Annotated in this window: 25 protein-coding genes and 1 pseudogene; 18 read left to right on the top strand and 8 right to left on the bottom strand. The window is 59.8% G+C overall.

The genetic code is table 11. The features are described from left to right. The first annotated feature begins 44 nt into the window (after window positions 1–44). Window positions 45–596 (top strand): hypothetical protein, encoded by a 552-nt coding sequence (locus tag NF876_RS01940; RefSeq protein WP_262267325.1) that lies wholly within the window; start codon window positions 45–47, stop codon window positions 594–596. Between the two features lie 71 nt (window positions 597–667). Beyond that, complete coding sequence (locus NF876_RS01935) at window positions 668–1228, top strand: hypothetical protein (protein ID WP_262267324.1); 561 nt, start codon at window positions 668–670, stop codon at window positions 1226–1228. 21 nt (window positions 1229–1249) lie between these two features. Here NF876_RS01935 and NF876_RS01930 read toward each other — a convergent pair whose 3' ends face one another. Further along, on the bottom strand, window positions 1250–1435 hold the full coding sequence (locus NF876_RS01930) for a hypothetical protein (protein WP_262267323.1): 186 nt from the start codon (window positions 1433–1435) through the stop codon (window positions 1250–1252). A gap of 419 nt (window positions 1436–1854) precedes the next feature. On the opposite strand from NF876_RS01930, the gene NF876_RS01925 reads away from it, so the two are divergent. The 5 genes from NF876_RS01925 to NF876_RS01905 are packed head-to-tail and all read left to right on the top strand — an operon-like array spanning window position 1855 to window position 5039. After that, window positions 1855–2442, top strand: a complete 588-nt coding sequence (locus tag NF876_RS01925) for a DUF1643 domain-containing protein (RefSeq protein WP_262267322.1) — start codon at window positions 1855–1857, stop codon at window positions 2440–2442. 45 nt (window positions 2443–2487) lie between these two features. Next, a complete protein-coding gene (locus NF876_RS01920; protein WP_262267321.1) occupies window positions 2488–2988 on the top strand; it encodes a hypothetical protein in 501 nt (166 codons plus the stop codon). 8 nt (window positions 2989–2996) lie between these two features. Next, window positions 2997–3407, top strand: a complete 411-nt coding sequence (locus NF876_RS01915) for a response regulator (RefSeq protein WP_262267320.1) — start codon at window positions 2997–2999, stop codon at window positions 3405–3407. A gap of 32 nt (window positions 3408–3439) precedes the next feature. After that, window positions 3440–3832, top strand: a complete 393-nt coding sequence (locus NF876_RS01910) for a hypothetical protein (protein ID WP_262267319.1) — start codon at window positions 3440–3442, stop codon at window positions 3830–3832. Between the two features lie 52 nt (window positions 3833–3884). After that, window positions 3885–5039, top strand: a complete 1155-nt coding sequence (locus NF876_RS01905; protein WP_262267318.1) for a hypothetical protein — start codon at window positions 3885–3887, stop codon at window positions 5037–5039. 247 nt (window positions 5040–5286) lie between these two features. Here NF876_RS01905 and NF876_RS01900 read toward each other — a convergent pair whose 3' ends face one another. The 4 genes and pseudogenes from NF876_RS01900 to NF876_RS01885 all read right to left on the bottom strand — a co-directional run bounded on the left by NF876_RS01900 (window position 5287) and on the right by NF876_RS01885 (window position 7483). Continuing rightward, window positions 5287–5811: a transposase gene (locus NF876_RS01900; RefSeq protein WP_262267365.1), complete on the bottom strand. Its 525-nt coding sequence runs from the start codon at window positions 5809–5811 to the stop codon at window positions 5287–5289. Between the two features lie 106 nt (window positions 5812–5917). Next, a pseudogene (locus NF876_RS43335) lies at window positions 5918–6274 on the bottom strand (winged helix-turn-helix domain-containing protein); the annotation flags it as partial. A gap of 115 nt (window positions 6275–6389) precedes the next feature. After that, window positions 6390–6935 carry a transposase gene (locus NF876_RS01890; protein ID WP_262267364.1) on the bottom strand — a complete coding sequence of 182 codons (546 nt, stop codon included), beginning with the start codon at window positions 6933–6935 and terminating at the stop codon, window positions 6390–6392. Between the two features lie 41 nt (window positions 6936–6976). Beyond that, on the bottom strand, window positions 6977–7483 hold the full coding sequence (locus NF876_RS01885; protein ID WP_262267316.1) for a helix-turn-helix domain-containing protein: 507 nt from the start codon (window positions 7481–7483) through the stop codon (window positions 6977–6979). A 160-nt stretch (window positions 7484–7643) separates the two neighbouring features. On the opposite strand from NF876_RS01885, the gene NF876_RS01880 reads away from it, so the two are divergent. After that, complete coding sequence (locus tag NF876_RS01880; RefSeq protein WP_262267315.1) at window positions 7644–8312, top strand: response regulator transcription factor; 669 nt, start codon at window positions 7644–7646, stop codon at window positions 8310–8312. Between the two features lie 87 nt (window positions 8313–8399). Then, entirely contained in the window at window positions 8400–9194 is a 795-nt protein-coding gene (locus NF876_RS01875; protein WP_262267314.1) for an SH3 domain-containing protein, read from the top strand. Window positions 9195–9265: 71 nt separating this feature from the next. Here the strand turns inward: NF876_RS01875 and NF876_RS01870 are convergent, their stop codons facing one another. From NF876_RS01870 to NF876_RS01860, 3 genes are all read right to left on the bottom strand, one after another. After that, entirely contained in the window at window positions 9266–9664 is a 399-nt protein-coding gene (locus NF876_RS01870) for a hypothetical protein (protein ID WP_262267313.1), read from the bottom strand. A gap of 27 nt (window positions 9665–9691) precedes the next feature. Further along, window positions 9692–10246, bottom strand: a complete 555-nt coding sequence (locus NF876_RS01865; RefSeq protein ID WP_262267312.1) for an RsbRD N-terminal domain-containing protein — start codon at window positions 10244–10246, stop codon at window positions 9692–9694. Between the two features lie 324 nt (window positions 10247–10570). Beyond that, window positions 10571–11128 (bottom strand): dihydrofolate reductase family protein, encoded by a 558-nt coding sequence (locus NF876_RS01860; RefSeq protein WP_262267311.1) that lies wholly within the window; start codon window positions 11126–11128, stop codon window positions 10571–10573. A gap of 231 nt (window positions 11129–11359) precedes the next feature. Between NF876_RS01860 and NF876_RS01855 the strand changes: the two genes are divergently transcribed. The 9 genes from NF876_RS01855 (at window position 11360) to NF876_RS01815 (ending at window position 17569) form a co-directional block, all read left to right on the top strand. Beyond that, on the top strand, window positions 11360–11677 hold the full coding sequence (locus tag NF876_RS01855) for a hypothetical protein (protein ID WP_262267310.1): 318 nt from the start codon (window positions 11360–11362) through the stop codon (window positions 11675–11677). A gap of 14 nt (window positions 11678–11691) precedes the next feature. Then, window positions 11692–11952, top strand: a complete 261-nt coding sequence (locus NF876_RS01850; RefSeq protein WP_262267309.1) for a hypothetical protein — start codon at window positions 11692–11694, stop codon at window positions 11950–11952. Window positions 11953–11961: 9 nt separating this feature from the next. Continuing rightward, window positions 11962–12663, top strand: coding sequence for a hypothetical protein (locus NF876_RS01845; RefSeq protein ID WP_262267308.1), 702 nt, complete (start codon window positions 11962–11964; stop codon window positions 12661–12663). 91 nt (window positions 12664–12754) lie between these two features. Then, window positions 12755–13609: a class I SAM-dependent methyltransferase gene (locus NF876_RS01840; RefSeq protein WP_262267307.1), complete on the top strand. Its 855-nt coding sequence runs from the start codon at window positions 12755–12757 to the stop codon at window positions 13607–13609. A 7-nt stretch (window positions 13610–13616) separates the two neighbouring features. Next, window positions 13617–14366 carry a DNA N-6-adenine-methyltransferase gene (locus NF876_RS01835; RefSeq protein WP_262267306.1) on the top strand — a complete coding sequence of 250 codons (750 nt, stop codon included), beginning with the start codon at window positions 13617–13619 and terminating at the stop codon, window positions 14364–14366. Window positions 14367–14407: 41 nt separating this feature from the next. Continuing rightward, entirely contained in the window at window positions 14408–15166 is a 759-nt protein-coding gene (locus NF876_RS01830) for a hypothetical protein (RefSeq protein ID WP_262267305.1), read from the top strand. A 9-nt stretch (window positions 15167–15175) separates the two neighbouring features. Continuing rightward, window positions 15176–15976 (top strand): hypothetical protein, encoded by an 801-nt coding sequence (locus NF876_RS01825; RefSeq protein ID WP_262267304.1) that lies wholly within the window; start codon window positions 15176–15178, stop codon window positions 15974–15976. Window positions 15977–16074: 98 nt separating this feature from the next. Next, entirely contained in the window at window positions 16075–16464 is a 390-nt protein-coding gene (locus tag NF876_RS01820) for a hypothetical protein (RefSeq protein ID WP_262267303.1), read from the top strand. Window positions 16465–16480: 16 nt separating this feature from the next. Further along, window positions 16481–17569 carry a hypothetical protein gene (locus NF876_RS01815; protein ID WP_262267302.1) on the top strand — a complete coding sequence of 363 codons (1089 nt, stop codon included), beginning with the start codon at window positions 16481–16483 and terminating at the stop codon, window positions 17567–17569. Window positions 17570–17872 lie beyond the last annotated feature (303 nt).

The raw sequence follows: 17872 nt of genomic DNA, 5'->3' as shown, positions 1-17872 counted from the left end.
ACATGCCGGGCTTCCGTTAGGTTCACCCCTAACGGAGACTACCCGTGCACAGCACCACCCGGTTCCAGCCTCAGTACCGCATCATCAATCGGGCTCAGGAAGTCTGGACCTACGACACCCTTGAAGCCGCAGTTCTGGCCCTCACCAAAGCGGCGCTCCAACAAGGCTTCTTCCTCTCCGAGGTCCTTACCGACCGCTTCTCATACGAAACCCGTGTCGACATAGACGGCGTCCGCCATGCAGCCCCTGCAGGACAGTTGATCGTCCGAACGTCTCTCGGCGATATTATCACCCGGGATCACGTCCTTGATATCGCCCATAACCTGAGAGCACGGCCTGCCTCGCCCGAGGGCGCCTACCGCAACGGCCCCTGGCCGGGCATCCGTCGGCCCCGCGGCCATCGCGGCTCCACCATCCGGATTGTGCGGACGAAGCAGACGATGACCTGGCACGACGCCGACAGCGAAGATCTTCTCCTCGTCGGGGTTCCGCTCGGTCGCATCAAGAGGCAGCGCGAACTCCCAACCTATTGGTCGGATATTCCGCGGCACTACGAGCGCAGCTGGAAAAGCCAGCGCAAGCACCAGTGGCGATAGCCGAGCAACCCAAGGGCGGTCTGAGCGATCAGGCCGCCCTTTGTCATGACATCCACCATGAAGGCCGCCCCATGATTTTGAACGTCTACACCCCGAAGCCCGGATCCTCTGCCGCCGGCCTCGTCCTCGCCGGGAGCGCCATCGTCGGGGCAGGGGAGCAGGATGGCCGGATCCTCTGCTACTACGAGGGAAACGCCATCGGCTCGAAGGGTCTTGAGAGCTTCTATGAGCGCGTGCGGCGGGCCGCCAGCCGTCTGGTGACGAAATACCCGACGACGGCCATGGCCGCGTTCCCGGTCGAGGAGCTCGAATGCGTTGCAACATTTGATGCCGAGCGGGAATATCTGCCCTCAATCACCGACTTCAGGACGCTCGAGCGCTGGGCTCAGGAGCCTGGGCTGATCATTCAGGGGCCGGACTTGCCAGAGGGCGCGCACCTAACCAGCACGATCGGCACTCGCTTCGAGAAAGCCTTCCCGCGTCTTCTGAAGCGAGAGGGGCCCGTCCACACCTACACCCTCCGCTGCGGGCAGATCGTCGTGATCAATATCGCCTCAGGAATGTCCGAGGTCATTCACCCGACCGACAGGCTCGCTGACAGCATCCGTCAGGAGGTAAGGTCGGGCCCATAGGTAGCGTCAGCGACCGGTGTCTCAACCCATCTTGCAGAGATAGCTCTTCCCGCGGCGGGTAACCGAAAAGCCATTCAGGCCGCGGGAATAGGCCCATTCATACTCCCCATCCCAAGTCCGCGACGCGTCATAAGTTGAGCCGAACACTCGGCCGCCAGCTTTTGCTTCGCTCCCTGACTTCAGCTGAAGCTCGTCGAACGACATCATTTCCCCATCCTTCGGATCAGGGCGGGAGATAACCTTTCCGTGTAAGCGATCTCGACGGTGAAGGGGGCGCTGGCAGCCTTCGAAGTTAGGTTTGGACGAAGCTCCCTGTTACAGGTCAGCTTGTAGTTCTCATCAGACTCGGCTGCGGCAACAGGATGGGTGAGTACCAAAACGCTCAGTACGGTCGAAACAGTAAAACGCATTTGAAATCCGGGACGAAAAATGTTCGTCCAGTTTTGCTCAACCCTTCGACAAGGGTCAAGTTCGGTGCTCCGGATCCGGCAGGCGGCATGCCAGTAGGCTTAATAGACAATTCAGCGCTGTAGGCGCGATCGCGGCGTTCCCACTGATCACTTCATTTGAAGCCGTGCTCCTAGGTTGGTATAAGACCGCAGTTCAATTCTCAAATCAGAACTCAAATGCCGGTCGCCCAATCTGTCTCTCCTGATGAACTCCATGATGCCGGTGGCAAAAGCCGCCTCCGGCTCAAGGAGGGCGTCATTGCCGATGCCGTCTTCTACGAGAACCGCCGCTACCGGCCTATCCTGACCCGCCGCTGGACAGCGGATCCGAACGCTCCCTTCGTTCTGTGGGTGGGCATGAACCCGTCGGTCGCTAGCTATGAGGTCGACGATCCCACTGTGGCGCGGGAGCAGGATTTCACCCGACGCTGGGGCTACAGCTCGTACGTCAAATGCAACGTGATGGACTATTGCGTCACCGAGCAAAAGCGACTGCGTGATCCCGGTGTCATCCCCTGCAGCGAGCATAACCTTCCCGCCATCCGGGATCAGGCGAGCCGCGCCTCAATGATCGTCATGGGGTTCGGCGCCGTCCACCCCTCGCTGCAGCATTACGCTGACGCTGTATGCCAGGCCCTCATTGAAGACGGCCATCGGCTCTGGTGCCTGGCTCTGACAAAGAACGGCAATGCGGGCCATCCCCTCTACATCGCGGCTGATACCAAGCCGTTTCACTACATCCCGAAGCTGAAGGGCGAAGCCTAAAGGCGAGCCCCACGGCTTGCCCTTTCTGTGACGAGGACAACTCCCATGCCCACCCACTTTTGGACGCTCCTGACAGGGGTCGATACCGTCCAGCCGTTCTTCGACAAGACAGAAGCCGAGGGGGCTGCCGCCGCCTTTGTGCAGTCCTGTGATGATGATCGAACCGTCACGAGCGAAAACTGGCGGGAAGAACTCGACGGCCTGAACCGGGAAATGGATGATGCAGGTGAAGCGACCTATCTCTGCTCTCTGACCGAACATCCCCTGCCGGAACTCAACGCCCTCGCTGTTCTAGAGGAGGGCGAAGTGCGCCGCATCGAGACTCAATCGCCTCTTCTTCAGGACCTGAAGGTGGCAGTCGTCGAGACCAAGTTCCGGCATATCGATTACCATCCAGAGGATGTTCTCTGGATTGGAACACCTCTTGGCCCGATCGGCGTCGTTGGACATATCCAAAGTGTCGCAAAGCCGCAGTGGCCGATCGCAACCGTTTTTGAACAGATCGCTCGTACAGACCCCGCAGGCGACACGCCCCGCATCGGCTGAGAACCATCATGGCCTTCGATACGTCCATTCCGGTCCTAATCATCGACGATTATCAGACTATGCTCAGAATCGTCCGCAACCTACTCAGGCGGATCGGATTCACGGACGTGGACGAGGCCAGGGACGGGCGAGAGGCACTGGAGAAACTCAATCAGCGGCCCTACGGGCTGGTAATCTCCGATTGGAACATGGCTCCGATGACGGGATATGAGCTTATCCAGCAGGTCCGGGCGCACCCCATGCTTCAGAAGCTTCCCTTCATCATGGTCACCGCAGAGGCCAGACCCGAGAACGTGATTGCTGCCAAGCAGGCCGGCGTTGACAATTACATTGTGAAGCCATTCAGCGCCGAGACGCTCAGGGCGAAAGTGAGCACCGTGCTCGGGTTTCCCGTCAGCGCCGAAGCTCCCTCGGTCTGATTGGCGATGCTCTTCGACAGCCGAGACTTCCCATGATTACAAAACGAGCCCTCCTGGCGACCATCGCACCGCTTCTCGCAGGGTGCAGTCGGTTCGAGACGGTAGAGCCCTTGCCAGCGGCAGATCGGTTAGGGGTCACCTATAAAGGCTCCGATCCTAAACGGCTCGATCGAGAAATCACTGACCCAAATCAGGTCAGCGCAATCATCCAGTTCGCAAACGATCGCCTTGACGGATGGCACTACCCGTTCGCGACCATGCCCTCCGGAGACACCCATGTGTTCCTGTATAAGGGCAGCAACATCGTCGGGTATATCGGTGCGACCGCTGGAGAGTTCCTCCGATATCCGACAAAGGGCGGGCTCAAGTTCCTTCGAAACGCCAATGACGAGGAACTCAAGCAGTTTCACGCCCTACTAATCTGACCCTGGGTCGCCACCGAATAGAACCCATTGCAATCCCCTCCAAGGTTCCACCATGCACCTTACGAAAACTCGCCTATTTGCCCTGGTCACCGTCTGTGCCGCAAGCCTCAGCCTCGCTGGCTGCTTTGAGTCGAAAACAAAGGTCATCGAAAACGGTGACGAGGTGGGCCTTCCGAGCAAGGCATTCTGCACAATGATGGGGAAAAAGGAGCTAGCCATGCTCCCAGTACCTGAAAAGGTTTCCAATGGCGGGACAGTCTATCGCGACCCCCAAAGGCCAGATCAATACCTGTTCAAAAAGATCAATAAGAATCTTTACTTGGCTCAGATCGAAGCCCAAGGCAGGTTTAGGTTTGGCTATCTTTGGCGCGACGACAAAAAGCTTCGGGTTCTCATCTTCCCGCTACAGATGACCGAAGGAACCCGACAGGCCGCGGAAGATGCCGGCCTCACGGTCAGTCCATCGCCGAATGGCTTCCAGGATCTTACCGGTAAGCAGGCAGACCTCGAACGTTTCCTTCTCTCGCCAAAGACAGACGGCCTAACCGCTGTCACCGAATGCAGTTTCGAGAAACCCGCAGACTGGGATCCACCGCTCATTGGGCAGGTTCGGAAGAACATGAGCCGTGAAGAGGTTATGGCACAGCCGGGAGCAACGGAGTGCGGCGATAATGTCTGTTTCACCGATCTTGGCTTGGCAGGCATCAACCCTCGATCTCAGCGGAAAGGTTCCGGACAGATCCGCGTGAAATTCAACGAGCAAGGCGTGAACCGGATCTCTGTGCGCGCTAAGGGGCTCGACCTCGGATGGCAGGAGGGCCTCCTCAATAAAACGGTCCAGTCGCTCCTTCTGGTCCCGTATACTGGCGATGAAGGAAAGTTTGTTTTTCTCCAGGTTAACGGCGACCAGGTGCTATACTCCGGCCCCGATGCAACCAAGCTCTCCGACGACGTGGAAAAGCGGCTCGGTATCTTCCACCAGGAAATCCAGCGCCGAAGCCATGTGGCTAACATCTTCAGCAACCAGAGCATCCGGTTTCTTCGGATTGTCCTAACGGACAGCAAGGGTATCGAAGCAATCAAGGACATTGCTGACTTGAATGCCGCGATCCACGAACTGGGATTCCAAAACCGGCCTTACATCGACCTTACTCTCGAGAGAGAGAAGGATGTAGGGCAACGCCTGTCTATCGACAGTCAACATTGAGGGCATGGGATTTGGCAGCTTTGATTTGATCTGACTTATGTCGGTCAGACGCCGTGATAAGCGTATCTGTTAAGTATTTGTTAACTTTACGCCTTGGATCACGGCGCACTGTCATTTAGATGCAACACCTGCGGGTCAGTCACGAACTAAAAGAGTGTTCATGATTGACCCTCACCCGCCCTGACGACATCTTCACACAAGGCTCAAGCGATTCGTCGGATCGCCAATGCCTGCGAACTAATGATCTTCACGCGATGCCGGTAACGGAGAGGCCTGCGTGGCGGAAGAAGCGGACGATCATCTCAGGGTGACGCTTCAGCCGGCCGAACTCACGACGGGCGAGCCGATGCAGGTCGTTGATTGAGTCGGGCAGAGCGTTTGCCATGGCACGCTTGACGAGGGCATTGCACTGCTCTTCCGGATTCAACTCGGGGGCATAGGCTGGCAGATAGGCCACCGCATACTCCTGCGGGTGGGCCGCAATGAAGGCCGCGGTTGCTCGGGAGCGGTGCGCGTTGAGCCGATCCCACACCACCAGCAGCGGCGTGCCGATCTTGCGGCGGACATACCGCAGGGCCTGAATGACACAGCGGCTCGAGATGGAGGTGCGGAAATGGCGCGCATACAGCTGTCCGTCCGGTGTAATCGCCACGATGCTCGACACCTCGCGTCGCTTGCTCACCCGACGGAGCACCGGGGTCAGCCCGCACCGCGCCCAGGTCGTGCCCGGCCGGATCCGGAAGCTGTGGCCGGTCTCGTCCCAGAGGACCAGCGTCCGATGCTCCCGACGTGCCTTTTTTCAACGCCACCCAGTCCCGCTTGGGCCAGACCGCGATCACCAGCTCATCGCGCTCCCTCGCCCTTGTGGCAGGACGCTGCACGCTGAAGCCATGCGCCTTGAGCGGCCGTTCCAGATAGCGCGGATGATAATGCACCCCGAACTCGCGTTCGATCACGGCCGCGATGCGGTTGAGCGTCCATCGTTCGGTGGCAAAGCCGGCCGCGATGGCCCCTCGGTCGAGGAGCCGGCTCAAGCGGGTCCAGGCTTTCTCATCGAGGCGCGCGGGCGGCCCGAGGTTGGGGCGCGCCTCCAGGCCGCGCGGGCCCTCCTGGGCGAGGGGTGCGGCCCAGCGGCAGACGCTGGCGCGACTTACCCCCACATGCCGGGCGATCTCGGCCTGCGAGAGCTGTCCCTCGCGCAACAGCGTCGCGGCCACCAGGCGACGCTCCTCCATCTGCTCCGACGTCAAATGGGTCGGACGCCAAACGTTGCCTTCCATCGCGCACCTCCTCACGATGACGTGACACCGCCCTATGTTACACCTGTCGCGTGAAGATCAATAGTAGCGTCTAAGTAGGTGGCCAAAAGTTCTGCAACAGCTTTTTGAGCCAGAAACGTTTGGACAGCATGCCGGCCTTGCGGAACGCTTGTTGCGGCGTCAGCCTCAGAACCCACTCAGCGGCCTCGGCGGCCAGATCATCGATGGACGCGGCCTGCCGGTTGGCCGCAATCAGCCGCTTGAGCTCGCGCCAGAGCTGATCCATCGGGCTCAGTTCGGGTGCCTGCCGCGGCAGCCACACGAAGCGGATGCGCAGCCGGGCGGCCAGGGCTTGGGTCTGCGGCGCGGTGTGGGCGCTGGCCCGGTCCGTCAGCAGCCAGAGCCAGCCGGCGCCACGGTACCGACGCCGCAACGCGCGCAGGAACGCCTGAGCATCGGCCTGACCGGCGCGGGTGCGGACCAGCACCACCCGGCGCGCGCTTTGCAAGTCGATCGCCCCAAACAGCACCCGCTTGGCATTGCGCCCGCTGATCGGCACGAGGGCCTGGGTGCCCTTGAGCGCCCACGTCGCGCGCAGCGGCGGAAACAGCCGCAGCAGCGTCCAGTCGAGGCACAGCAGCCGATCCCCCCTGTGCCAGCCGGCCTTCAGACGCCGGATCAGGCCCCCTTTTTCTGCGGCAGATGCGCCGCGCGCGCGACATAGACATAGCGCGGCCGCTTCCAGCGATAGCCCGCCTCGTGCAGGCGGCGCCGCAGCGTGCGCGGGCTGACGGCAAGGCCCTTCGCGGCCAGGTCATGGGCCAGCAGCGGCACCGTCCAGCTCGTGGCCTGATAGCCGCAGCGGCGGGGATCGCGCGCCAGGGCCGCTGCCAGGCGCTGCGGCGTGAGCCTCGGCTGACGGCGAGGGCGCCCGCTGCGCGGCCGGTCGTTCAGGGCCGTGGTCTCATGCTCGGCCCGGTACTGCACCAGCCAGCGGTGCACACTGGAGCGGTTGACCCGGCAGCGGCGGGCCGCCTCGGCCACGGGATGCCCCTCGGCCACCAGCAGCAGCGCCTCGAGGCGGCGATACACCCGGGCCTCGCGGGCGCCAGCCAGCGCGGCAGTAAGCCGCGTGCGATCCGCCTCGTCGAGCCACGTCTCGGGAGAGTGATCATGGTGTTGCATGCGCCCCAGCAAACACCCGAGGCTCTCGCGTTGCAAGTCTTATGGCGACCTACTTAGCCTAAAAGAACACGAACGGACCCGAAGCTGAGTACGTGGCTTTTGGGAGCCGAGAATAGACGACCAAGCGTTCGAAGCAGATTCTGGGTTGGGGCATTATCCAATGTTTATCGTCGTTGCTTCGCAGCAAGCGGCTGCGGCTGCTTATGTGTCTGAGTTCATCGGCGAAGGCGTTCCCTCAGTCGGGATGTTTTCGGATGATTACAACTCCTGGCTTGACGACCCTTCCAAAGCAAATCTCGATCAGGCGCGCGGATTCCTGATTGAAGAATCCAGTGACCGCATCGCTTTTGCCCAGACTCTGCGCAAGCGTACGCCTGCCCCGATAATTGCCTTCAGCGAAAGCCGGTCGCTTGAGCGAACCCTGGAGCTACTGACCGCTGGCATTGACGATGTCGTGCGCCGTCCCATCCACGTTAAGGAAATCCTTGCTCGTTCGGAGGCGATCTGGCGGCGTCATCGCGAGAGCCAGACTGCGACGTCCAGCGATCGCCTGCGTGTCTACTTCAATGGTCAGGATGCGGAGATCGACGGCCTGCCGCTGACTTTGCCCCGTCGTGAGCTCAACATCCTGGAATACTTCGTCAGGAACCGTGGCCGCTCTGTCAGCAAAGCCCAAGTGTTTCATGCGGTCTATCAGGATTGCCGGGCAGATGTCTCGGAGACTGTTGTCGAGGGGCACATCAGCAAGCTGCGCAAGAAGCTGAGGATGCGGATGGGCTATGACCCAATCGTCGCCAAGCGCTTCGAAGGTTACACGTACGTTGGCTGATCCTATTGCCGGCCGTGTGACTCAGACTAAGGTTGACCGTGTGATCACCAGTCCCGTCCCCATGCGATACGTCAACCTGCTATAAGGGTGTCGGACCCGGCGCTCGATCTGGATGCACGGGCCGCTTGCGACAAGGTCTACCGGATGCGTCTCATATCTCTGTCCATTGCCTTCTCCGTCATCTCGGCTGGAGCGGCCTTTGCAACCGCCGACGGACCAGACTTTTTCGACGTCCGCGGGGTCAGTCCAAATGACGTTCTGTTCCTGCGAGAACGGCCCACTGCCAGCGCGGCAAAGGTCGGTCGGGTCCCGCACAATGGCAAGATGCTTCGAAACGAAGGCTGTGCGGCCGTTCGCGACGGGCGAATCCTCCCCGACTCCGATGTAAACCCTGGACCATTCTGGTGTCGGGTTCGTTACGGACCTGTTGAAGGCTGGGCAAACGCTAGATACCTCGTCGAAGCATCTGGCAACCCGCCAGCCACGTCTTCAGGCCAGGCACCCTCCTACCCGGCCTCCGTAGCGGCCGCCATCAACTCGAACACCGCAGCTTGCGATACCTTCAAGGCGAAGCCCGGGTTCACCCGTAATGACCTCGATCTAAACGGCGATGGTGCCAACGACTGGATCGTTGACTACGGACATATTGAATGTGACGGGTCTGCAACGATGTTCTGTGGCAGTGGGGGCTGCACGCTTCAGGTCCTCATCTCGACCGGCCGCAATCAGTGGACTCCGAAGTTCGAGGATACCGTCCGAGGCTACAGCTTTAAGCCGTCGGGAGGAAAAATGATCCTGCGGATTGAGCAGCATGGGATTGCCTGTCGAAAGCCTGGCACCGAGTCATGCCCTAAGAGTATTGATTTTAGCCAGGCTCGTTGACAGCCTCGCAGGTTGAAGCGCCAGCTAAACCCGTACGTTCCGCGGTGGACATCGTCTGAGGAGGTCAAACGCTAGAGAGTTTCAGTACTGCGGTAATGCGGATCTGATTGTACCGCGCAATTTTCAGATGCCAAACCGAACTCGCTTATGATCCGCTGGATGATGGCTCCGCTCTGGAGTTTTCGGTCAGCGTAGAGCGTGAAGAAGTTCGTTTTGGTGTTGTACACTATTCTGCCACGTGGCCACTGTTCATATTCATAGGACAGGAGCATGGCGGGCCATCCTCTTCGTTTCAGAGGCCCTACGCCTTCTTTCCGCAGTTCTTCCCAAAATTCATAGTGCCCCTTCGGGTGGGTCAAGAACTCCCCGTATGGTTCTGCGGCATCAAGGTCGGTCTTGTCGAAAATCAGTACAATGGCTCCTGACCACCGCACTCCCCAGAAGATTCCGACGAGCGGTTTCAACCTCATGCTTTCTCCGGGACGCGAAACGACGGATCATCGAATTGTTAGAACGGATGCGGGAAGCGCTGGAGCTGTGCCTTGGACGGCTCGCTGGCGTGAAACCTCAGCAAACAGAAAGTCAACAACAGGCCGCCAGCGGGCATAGGCCCAGCCGCCTCCGGTTGACGGATGGTGCATATGTGCCGCGACGGCTTGGTATGGGCCTGTGATCGGATACATTCTCGTCGGCCGATCGGCCGCATTGAGAATATAGGACGGTGCACCTTCAAGACCTGGCGGGAGATGGTTCCAAAGGTCATCGCCACATACCAGGATTGCTTCCACCTCCTTTTTCTTGATGATTTCTATAAAGAGGTTTGGCGCCTCACCATACCAAAGCTCTCTTGGCGGACGCTGCCCCGGACCATTGGCCGCGATACGCGGGACATAGTTATAGAAAATGACCGAGTTCCAAATTGCGATCATCTCAGCCTGCGTCACTTGCTCTACAGGCTTTCGGGCAACGAGCTTTGCCACTTTCGTAAAGAAGTTCTTTGATCTCCTGTAGAGAGAGCCGTTCACATACGCCGTGACGACGTCTCGGGTCATCTCAGGCGCCAAGCTGCCAATGGGGCGCTTATCGCAATGATGTGACTCCCCAAGGACCATGAGACGCATTCCACCCAAAGGGTTATCCTGACATGCCCAACGGTCGCCTATCCACGGTTCAAACATAGATTATCCCTGTCTCTTCAAGGAGCTTCATGCTCCGGTCTTAGGAGAACCTCGTGGGAAGCGTCAATTCACCCTTTGCATCCTCGAAATTCTGCCAAAGCCCAACACCGTCCCTCGGTCGCCGGCGCAAACTCCAGGTGCCGCCGGCGTTCCCGCGACGCGCAAATCCTCAAGGTGTCCGCGAAAGGTTGCGCGAAGTCAGCGTTCGCGCCGGTAGTGCATGGCGACTACGCCATTGCGGAGCTGCGTCGCCGAGACCAACTCGAGCCGCCGCGTGCTGGGCAGCCCGCCCTGGTACAGGGTCGGGCCGTGGCCGGCGATCCTGGGATGGACGAGGAGCTTGTACTCGTCGATCAGGTCCAGCCGGTCCAGCTCGGTCGCGAGTTTGCCGCTACAAAGGAGCACGCCCGCCGGAGTCGCGTCCTTGAGCGTCTGAACGCCTGTTCGCAGATCCTCGGCGATGTGGTGGCTGTTGGTCCACAGGAAGTCCCTTCGCGTCGACGACACGACGTATTTCGGCTTGACCTCCAGTTTGACCGCCCACTCGCGTATGGCCGGCGGCGCCTCCACGTTGCCGCGAGCGACCGCCGGCCAGTAGCTCTCCATCATCTCGTAGGTGACACGGCCCCACAGCATCGCCCCGCTTTCGTCCATAAGGCGGGTGAAGAACGCGTGCGTCTCGTCGTCGGCGATCCCCTCCTGGTGGTCGACGCAGCCGTCCAGGGTGAGGTTGATGGTGAAGGTCAGTCGTCCCATGGGGCGAGCCTATGCCCTACGCTCGAAAAGACCTAGGCCTATGGCTCGCGGTTGAAGTTCAACTTTCGCTATGGGTCGGAAATGGAACCTCGTCGCTCGGGCGGTTGATCCCGGACCATACTCTGAGTCCCGAAGCCACTCATTGAATTAGTGTAACTAAAAACCCCAACGAAGAGCATGAGCGCCGTTCGATAACCGTCGAGCGGCGCTTTTGCCTGTCATGAGGTCACAATGACAGACGTGAATATCCGCAGCCTCGCCGACTTTAAGCGCTTCCTCGCCCGGCCCGGCGCCACCATCGAGACCCTCCGGAACGATGTCATGACGAGGAATGGGCAGACGCCCGAGACCCGGCCCCAGGCCTATGGCACCCGCCAGGTCAAAAAGCTCCAGACCAATGCGGTCCAGTTCACGGGCGACAACTGGCTCTGGTTCGGCAAAGCCGCCGAGTACCGGTTCTCGGGCGATGTCGTGACGATCGACGCCAGCAAGGACGGATCGTTCAAGGACGTCATCGAATACAAGCTTTCCATCCAGCCTGCCGCTTAGAACAGGAGATCTCCATGGGACTGATCTGGATTCGCAAGGACTCCAGCCGCATGGGCCTGCTCGATCAGAGCAACCAGCACATCTACGCCACCTATCGCGAGGTGAAGAAGCGCAAGGGCGGTGCCAACACCTTCAGGGTCGAGGGATACGCCCAACGCGAGAAGAAGCATCCGGCCGAGGAAATCGAGTGGCCGGATGTGGAGGCCGCCAAGCAGGCCTGCCAGCGTATCGCCGCCTGCTACACCGCGGCGACCATCCCGTCGATCAGCAGCTGAGGATCACCCATGACGTCGCCCGAATCCCAGCTTCGAAACCAGAAGCTCAAGCTGTTCGTCGAGGAGGCGCTCGACGCCGGCGTCTTCTATGAGCGTGACCTGCAGGAGCGGATTATTCCGCAGATCCTTCCATTCGACGAGGCGGTCGAGAATCTGATCGGCACCTTCACCAACCCCTCGTTTCAGGAACTTCGGGATCTGGAAGCTCGCGTCACAGCTCTTCCCCGCGGATCCTGGGCGATCATCCGCAAGGAGTGGGATGGCGGCGGATGCTACACGCTGATGTTCAGCGATGGGACAGGAAAGCTGGCGACCGGCGTCGCCCACGATACCTATGATCGCCCGCTCCCCTTCGCAGACGCTCAACGCAATGTGCTCGGGTACGAGATCTACACGATGCGCCATGCCGTCGAGGCAGAGCGTGAGATTGCCGGCGACCTCAAGGCAATCGCTGATAACGGCTTTGCGCTGTACCAGAAGTTCGAATGTCTCAAGTTCGGCCATCGCATTTTCACGACAGCTCAGATCTCCGAGATCCGGCCCAACGGCCTTATCATTCTCCGCCTTACTCTCCGCGGGAGCCGCAAGCATTACGAGGCCACCGTCGGCGCTCGCCTGCTAGAGCGACGCATCGAGGAGGCCAAGGAACGGGCAGCCCCGCAAGAGGCGCGGCCAGAGCGTGTCGGCCAGACAACTCTCTTCCTCGCCTAGCCCCGAACCCCTCCGCACCACCGGCTAGCCGCGCAGCAATTAGCCGCGCGTCAGCTTCGCTCGTCCCGATTATCAACCGGAGCGTCCGCCGATGCCCAAGCTCTCTAAGGAAGAAGCCGCACGCCACCAGGAGGCGGAGAGGCTTCTCGAAAAGGATATCCTCACCGTGGCCGAACGGGAGTTCGTTCTGGAACACTGGCACGAGGGCGCACGCCACCTAAACTCGGTTGCCGGCGCGTTCTTCACGCCCCTGGAACTCGCCCGCGATTTCGCTGTCGAGGTCACAGGACGGAAGATCATTGACCTCTGCGCTGGGATCGGCCGGCTGTCATACGTGATCAAAGCTGCGGCCGACATCTCCCGCCAACCGCTGGACCTCACTTGTATCGAGATCAATAAGGACTACGTCGAGGTCGGCCGCAAGATCCTCCCCGAGGCTCGGTGGATCCACGCCGACGTTCTTGATCTCTCGAAGCTCGATCTCGGCACGTTCGATTGCGCCATCGGCAATCCGCCGTTCGGAGCGATCCGGACGGATACGAAGGCACCCCGGTACAAGGGCAGCCACTTCGAATATGCGGTCATCGATCTGGCATCAGATATGGCTGATTACGGTGTCTTCATCGTCCCGCAGGGCTCGGCTCCCTTCCAGATGAGCGGAACCCAGACGTTCAGGCACGCGACCTCGCAGAAGTACGAGGCTTTCGTGAAATCGACCGGGATCTCACTCCAGCCAAACTGCGGGCTGGACACCTCCGGTTACGACCACCTCTGGCGCGGAACGTCACCCCGCACTGAAATCGTCTGCGCGGATTTCAAGGAAATCAGGGCTGAACGTCAGGTAAGCGCAAGTTCTCAAGATTCTCTCATCGCAGGCCTCAAGGCCGGCCATTCGATCAACCCCGCTGTCGCAACTCGGCCCCAGCAGGCCGATCTCTTTGCCTGAGGTTTCCATGACGCTGAATAAAGGAATGGGCGGTCACCACTCGGCGGCGGCCATTACCGAGACGTGGTTGACCCCGCCCAGCATCATCCAGGCGCTCGGCTCCTCGTCCTCATTTGACTTGGACCCGTGCGCTGCTCCGATGCCCCGCCCCTGGGACACCGCCCGGAACCATTACACCTGGCCGGAGCAGTACGGCTTGAGACTGCCCTGGGATGGCAGGGTGTGGCTCAACCCGCCCTATGGCCGCGCCATGACCGATTGGCTCAAGAAGATGAGCCGTCACAACAAGGGCACCGCGCTGATCTTCGCCCGTACCGAAACCGAGGCCTATCACGAGTTCGTCTGGCCCTACGCATCCGGCATCCTCTTCCTCCGGGGCCGTCTTCACTTCCATTACCCCGACGGCCGGAGAGCCGAAGCCAACTCCGGAGCTCCCAGCGTTCTCGTCGCCTACGGCGAGGAAGATGTGGAGCGGTTGATCCAGAGCGGCCTTGAGGGTGCCTTCGTTGGCCTGACCCGTCCGGTGTTGCTGCACATGGTGCTCAACTTCGAGCAGCCCATGCCGCATTGGCGCGAGGTGGTCTGCGACGCAATCAAGAATCTCGGTGGCATGGCGAAGCTAAAAGACATTTACGCAGCGCTCGAGGACCATCCCAAAGCTAAGGGGAACCCTCACTTCCGCGAGAAAATTCGCCAGACGATCGGCAGACTTGGCCTCCCACGCATCGACAACGGGCAATACGCCCTGTTCGCCTGAAGCACTCTCAAATCTGATCATTCCTAGCCAAGAGAATTGCTATGACCGAGAACGACACTATCCTGTGCCAGACCGAAATTCGGGACTGGCGCATTGCTGAAGACAGCGCCGAGGACCTGGTCGGACGCCAGACGGAAGACTGGCTCGTTCAGGCTTCGCATTCTGCCTATCACGGCTTGACCCTGACCCTTAAGGCGCCGGACGGCTCTGACCGCGTGGTCGACATTGAGATTGATCAGGGCAATGTCGTGGTCCGATCATACAGGGGCGAGGAGCCCGACGCGAAGATGATCATCGCGGCCGACGCCACCTATGTCTCTTCCTGCTCCGAAATCGGACAGCTCGGACGCAAGCTCATCCGGTATGAGCCGGAGGACGCCGAGTTTCACAGCGGCGAGGTGCCCGTCAACATGGGCACCCTGGCGACCGAAATCGTCGCCACGGGCGAGTCCTTCCGGGCCAGTCTGGAATGGATCGGGGAGGGTGAGGATGGGGATTATCGGCCCGCCGACCCCAATGATCGTCCCATCCTCCGTTTTGACGTCTCCCAGGAGGGTGAAAACGGCGAATGGGAGGACGTGCCCGACAGCAGCTATTGCACCCAACTCGATGCCCGGCTTCCCCGCCCGATCCGTGAGCTCGCAGCGAGCTTGATCCTGAAGACCGTCGAGGAGGCTCATGCCGCAGGCCTGTCGCTCAAGCGGGTCTGCGAACGCCTGTCCTGGATGGACGAGGCCGCCGCCACGGCAGGCGACACTGCTCCCTTCCTGAAAACCGAACTCATCGCCGCCACGGAATGAACCAGTCCAATGACCAAGAAACCCAAGAAAGTTGAAGCTCGCTACACCGTAGTCCTGGATAATTGCGGCAACCCGGATCGGGGCCAGGATCCGTCGCGCCGGCTCCCCGGTACCGTTCGGAAGGTCGTTTCTGTCGAGGATTTCGCAGCAGCCTCAAAAGCCTGCCGGGATTACATCGAGGAAAATGACCTCGGTGGCGGCAATTGGACCGGCGGCGAGATCCGTGAGAACGGCCAGATTGTTGGTAAGGTCGCTTACAACGGGACCATCTGGCCGCCAGGCGAATTCGCCGTCGGCATGAAGCCACTCTGGCCGGAGCCAAAGGAGGAGGTTTCAAAGCCGAAGGACCCGCTCGAATGGGAGGTGGCCCAGGTCGACACGCCGTACGGACCTATTCTGGTCGGTGGATGCTTTCGGATCGGCAACGTGAAAAGCGTCGAAGGTAAGTTTGCCGTTGATGATCAGCACTACGAGTTCATGACCTACGCGACCTTCGAGGAAAGCCGGTTCAAGGACATCCAGAGCCACAACCTTCTCAGGAACGGCGTCTATTCAGACACTGTCACTTCACCAAAGAAGGTTCAGGATGCCGTTCGGGCGGCAGTCGCCGCGTGGGCTTCGGTTCCCGCCAATATGGCCCTGATCGTCCGGAACGAAATCAAGGATCAGAAGAAGTCGATCCAGCATGTGGAGCGGCAGATCGCCAGTTATGAGGAACAGCTCGCCAAAGCCAGAGATGAGCTTGCGGGGCATCATTCACGTGTCGCGGAGCTTGAGGAAAAGGCCTCCCAACTCGAGTCCCGCTCGTAGTTCGGATTAACCGCGTTGTGGGTTTCCCTGAGGGAAGCTGTCGCAAAGCCGATTTAATAGTCTAAAATCGGCACATTCAATTCGTCTGAGTTCAGTCTATGCTCCACGCCATCGCGTTCTTCTGTCCCCCTCTTGCCCTCGTTCTTGCCCACAAATGGGGACCCGCCCTCGGCAACGCCCTCCTTTACGGCGTCTCATGGCTGCTCGTACTTCCGATCATCAGTATGTTCTCCGGCCTGGTCGACTCCCTGGCCGGGATGCTGTTCGTATCGGTTGCGCTCATCATGTTCCTCCCGTTTGTGCTGTTGATCGGCCTCCTCTTCATGGGAGGATTCCTCGCAACAGTCGGCGTGGTGGGCCTTGTAGCCTTCGTCTGCTGGCTCGCATCGATCCTCCACGCCTGGAAGGTCCTGTCCCGGATTAGCCGGGAGCGTCATGAACGTGAACTGATCGAAACGATCAGATCGCTCAAGGCAGGAGGGATTTGAAATGAAGTGTCCTTCCATGAACCTAAAGCTCGCCTTTGCAGCTGCCATAACATTCATGGGCTGCTCCGTCCCGGCCTACGCCCAGAATGCGGAGGACGTCATGCATCCTCTCGATCTGAGCGAACCCGGGATCTATTCCAATCCGGCTGTCGAGATGTGGAAGGACTTGCTCGACAAGGCCAATGCCGAGCGAAAGGGTAATCCCGCCACTTCCGGGCTGGTCCCAGGATACGTTTTCGCCAAGGAGTTCAAGGACGGTGATACAACGGTCCTGGCTTCCGTCTATCGCGCTTGGGACATGGTCTGCGATAACGGGCCGAACTCTTCGACCTCCGCTGTGGACTGGGGCACCTGCCCAGTCAGGGTTAAAATCACTCATGGAGGCGGGTCACGGATTGTCGAGGACACTGTTTGCACAACCATCACCGCCCTCGTCGACGCCTCAAATGGTCTTAACGACAAAAACTATGCGGCATTCATCCCGAAGGTTGGGATCCAGTTCAATGTAGCCTCCAAGGGCAGGTATGCAAAGGAATGCACCAAGCTCGTTCGCCTTGATAAGGCTGGACCTGCTGCTGTGAAGCCCGACAAGGTTGCTGAGGCATCGCCTCCGCCCTCAGGAGCCGTCACCGCGGTTTACTCGGATACTCAAGGAAGAACCTGCAAGCAGATAGCGAGCGAGTCCGAGTTCAGCCATTGGAGCTGCTCGGCGCCCGGTGGACGGAGGGCTCAATTCATGGACACCGGTCTTATTGCAGCCGTTCGCTTTGGCGACAGCACCAACACCGAACTCGAGCCTGGATTCCAAGTCTCTGGCGATATGATTGGCAAAAAGATTGAATGGCGCGTTCGGGATGGCAAGCCCTTCGCAGGGATTCTCCGGCACTTTACCCGTGATGCTGACGACAACCCAAGCCAGGTTCTGGTCGTGACCAAGGTCAACGGCAGGGAGGCTTGCCACATCGGCTATATCAATGCCCGCTCGAAGAATGCCAATCAACAGGCGGCCGAGATTGCCGATAACACGGCTCACACCTTCAAGTGCGGTACAGATCGCCCTGTCAGGATAGGCAATCCTCAGATCCGCCTGGAATCCGGCGAATAACCCGTAGCCCGCGGACAGCATCCATGAAACAAAAATGGGCAGCGATGCTGCCCAGATGATCTTGCCTATCGTTTAGGCACGAACTATATTGTGCATTGCAGCACGGCGATTGGCGTTGCCGTCCTGCTCGCCCTTCTTGGGCGTTTCCTCCCTAAACTTCGGGCCGCTTTCGAGCGGCCTTTTTTCTGGGAGCGAGAGTACGGCCCTGTAGACCATAAGCAACTGCGAAAAAGGTCGTAACGGCCAAGCTATTGCCTTTGTGCAGGCGTCGCCTAACAGATCCACTTCCCCTCATTCAGCGCC

It is taken from the genome of Microvirga yunnanensis, from assembly GCF_025460875.1.
Note: the sequence above shows the minus strand (reverse complement) of the source record. Positions and strands in the feature narration are given on the sequence as shown.

Bases quoted from the DNA above. Each gene is read 5' to 3' on its own strand.
- NF876_RS01860 (WP_262267311.1), bottom strand. From the start codon at position 11,128: ATGGGACGACTGACCTTCACCATCAACCTCACCCTGGACGGCTGCGTC.
- NF876_RS01905 (WP_262267318.1), top strand. From the start codon at position 3,885: ATGCACCTTACGAAAACTCGCCTATTTGCCCTGGTCACCGTCTGTGCC.
- NF876_RS01830 (WP_262267305.1), top strand. From the start codon at position 14,408: ATGACCGAGAACGACACTATCCTGTGCCAGACCGAAATTCGGGACTGG.
- NF876_RS01880 (WP_262267315.1), top strand. From the start codon at position 7,644: ATGTTTATCGTCGTTGCTTCGCAGCAAGCGGCTGCGGCTGCTTATGTG.
- NF876_RS01845 (WP_262267308.1), top strand. From the start codon at position 11,962: ATGACGTCGCCCGAATCCCAGCTTCGAAACCAGAAGCTCAAGCTGTTC.
- NF876_RS01850 (WP_262267309.1), top strand. From the start codon at position 11,692: ATGGGACTGATCTGGATTCGCAAGGACTCCAGCCGCATGGGCCTGCTC.
- NF876_RS01885 (WP_262267316.1), bottom strand. From the start codon at position 7,483: ATGCAACACCATGATCACTCTCCCGAGACGTGGCTCGACGAGGCGGAT.
- NF876_RS01920 (WP_262267321.1), top strand. From the start codon at position 2,488: ATGCCCACCCACTTTTGGACGCTCCTGACAGGGGTCGATACCGTCCAG.
- NF876_RS01865 (WP_262267312.1), bottom strand. From the start codon at position 10,246: ATGACCCGAGACGTCGTCACGGCGTATGTGAACGGCTCTCTCTACAGG.
- NF876_RS01910 (WP_262267319.1), top strand. From the start codon at position 3,440: ATGATTACAAAACGAGCCCTCCTGGCGACCATCGCACCGCTTCTCGCA.
- NF876_RS01930 (WP_262267323.1), bottom strand. From the start codon at position 1,435: ATGATGTCGTTCGACGAGCTTCAGCTGAAGTCAGGGAGCGAAGCAAAA.
- NF876_RS01835 (WP_262267306.1), top strand. From the start codon at position 13,617: ATGACGCTGAATAAAGGAATGGGCGGTCACCACTCGGCGGCGGCCATT.
- NF876_RS01855 (WP_262267310.1), top strand. From the start codon at position 11,360: ATGACAGACGTGAATATCCGCAGCCTCGCCGACTTTAAGCGCTTCCTC.
- NF876_RS01825 (WP_262267304.1), top strand. From the start codon at position 15,176: ATGACCAAGAAACCCAAGAAAGTTGAAGCTCGCTACACCGTAGTCCTG.
- NF876_RS01820 (WP_262267303.1), top strand. From the start codon at position 16,075: ATGCTCCACGCCATCGCGTTCTTCTGTCCCCCTCTTGCCCTCGTTCTT.
- NF876_RS01870 (WP_262267313.1), bottom strand. From the start codon at position 9,664: ATGAGGTTGAAACCGCTCGTCGGAATCTTCTGGGGAGTGCGGTGGTCA.
- NF876_RS01840 (WP_262267307.1), top strand. From the start codon at position 12,755: ATGCCCAAGCTCTCTAAGGAAGAAGCCGCACGCCACCAGGAGGCGGAG.
- NF876_RS01935 (WP_262267324.1), top strand. From the start codon at position 668: ATGATTTTGAACGTCTACACCCCGAAGCCCGGATCCTCTGCCGCCGGC.
- NF876_RS01815 (WP_262267302.1), top strand. From the start codon at position 16,481: ATGAACCTAAAGCTCGCCTTTGCAGCTGCCATAACATTCATGGGCTGC.
- NF876_RS01915 (WP_262267320.1), top strand. From the start codon at position 2,997: ATGGCCTTCGATACGTCCATTCCGGTCCTAATCATCGACGATTATCAG.
- NF876_RS01925 (WP_262267322.1), top strand. From the start codon at position 1,855: ATGCCGGTCGCCCAATCTGTCTCTCCTGATGAACTCCATGATGCCGGT.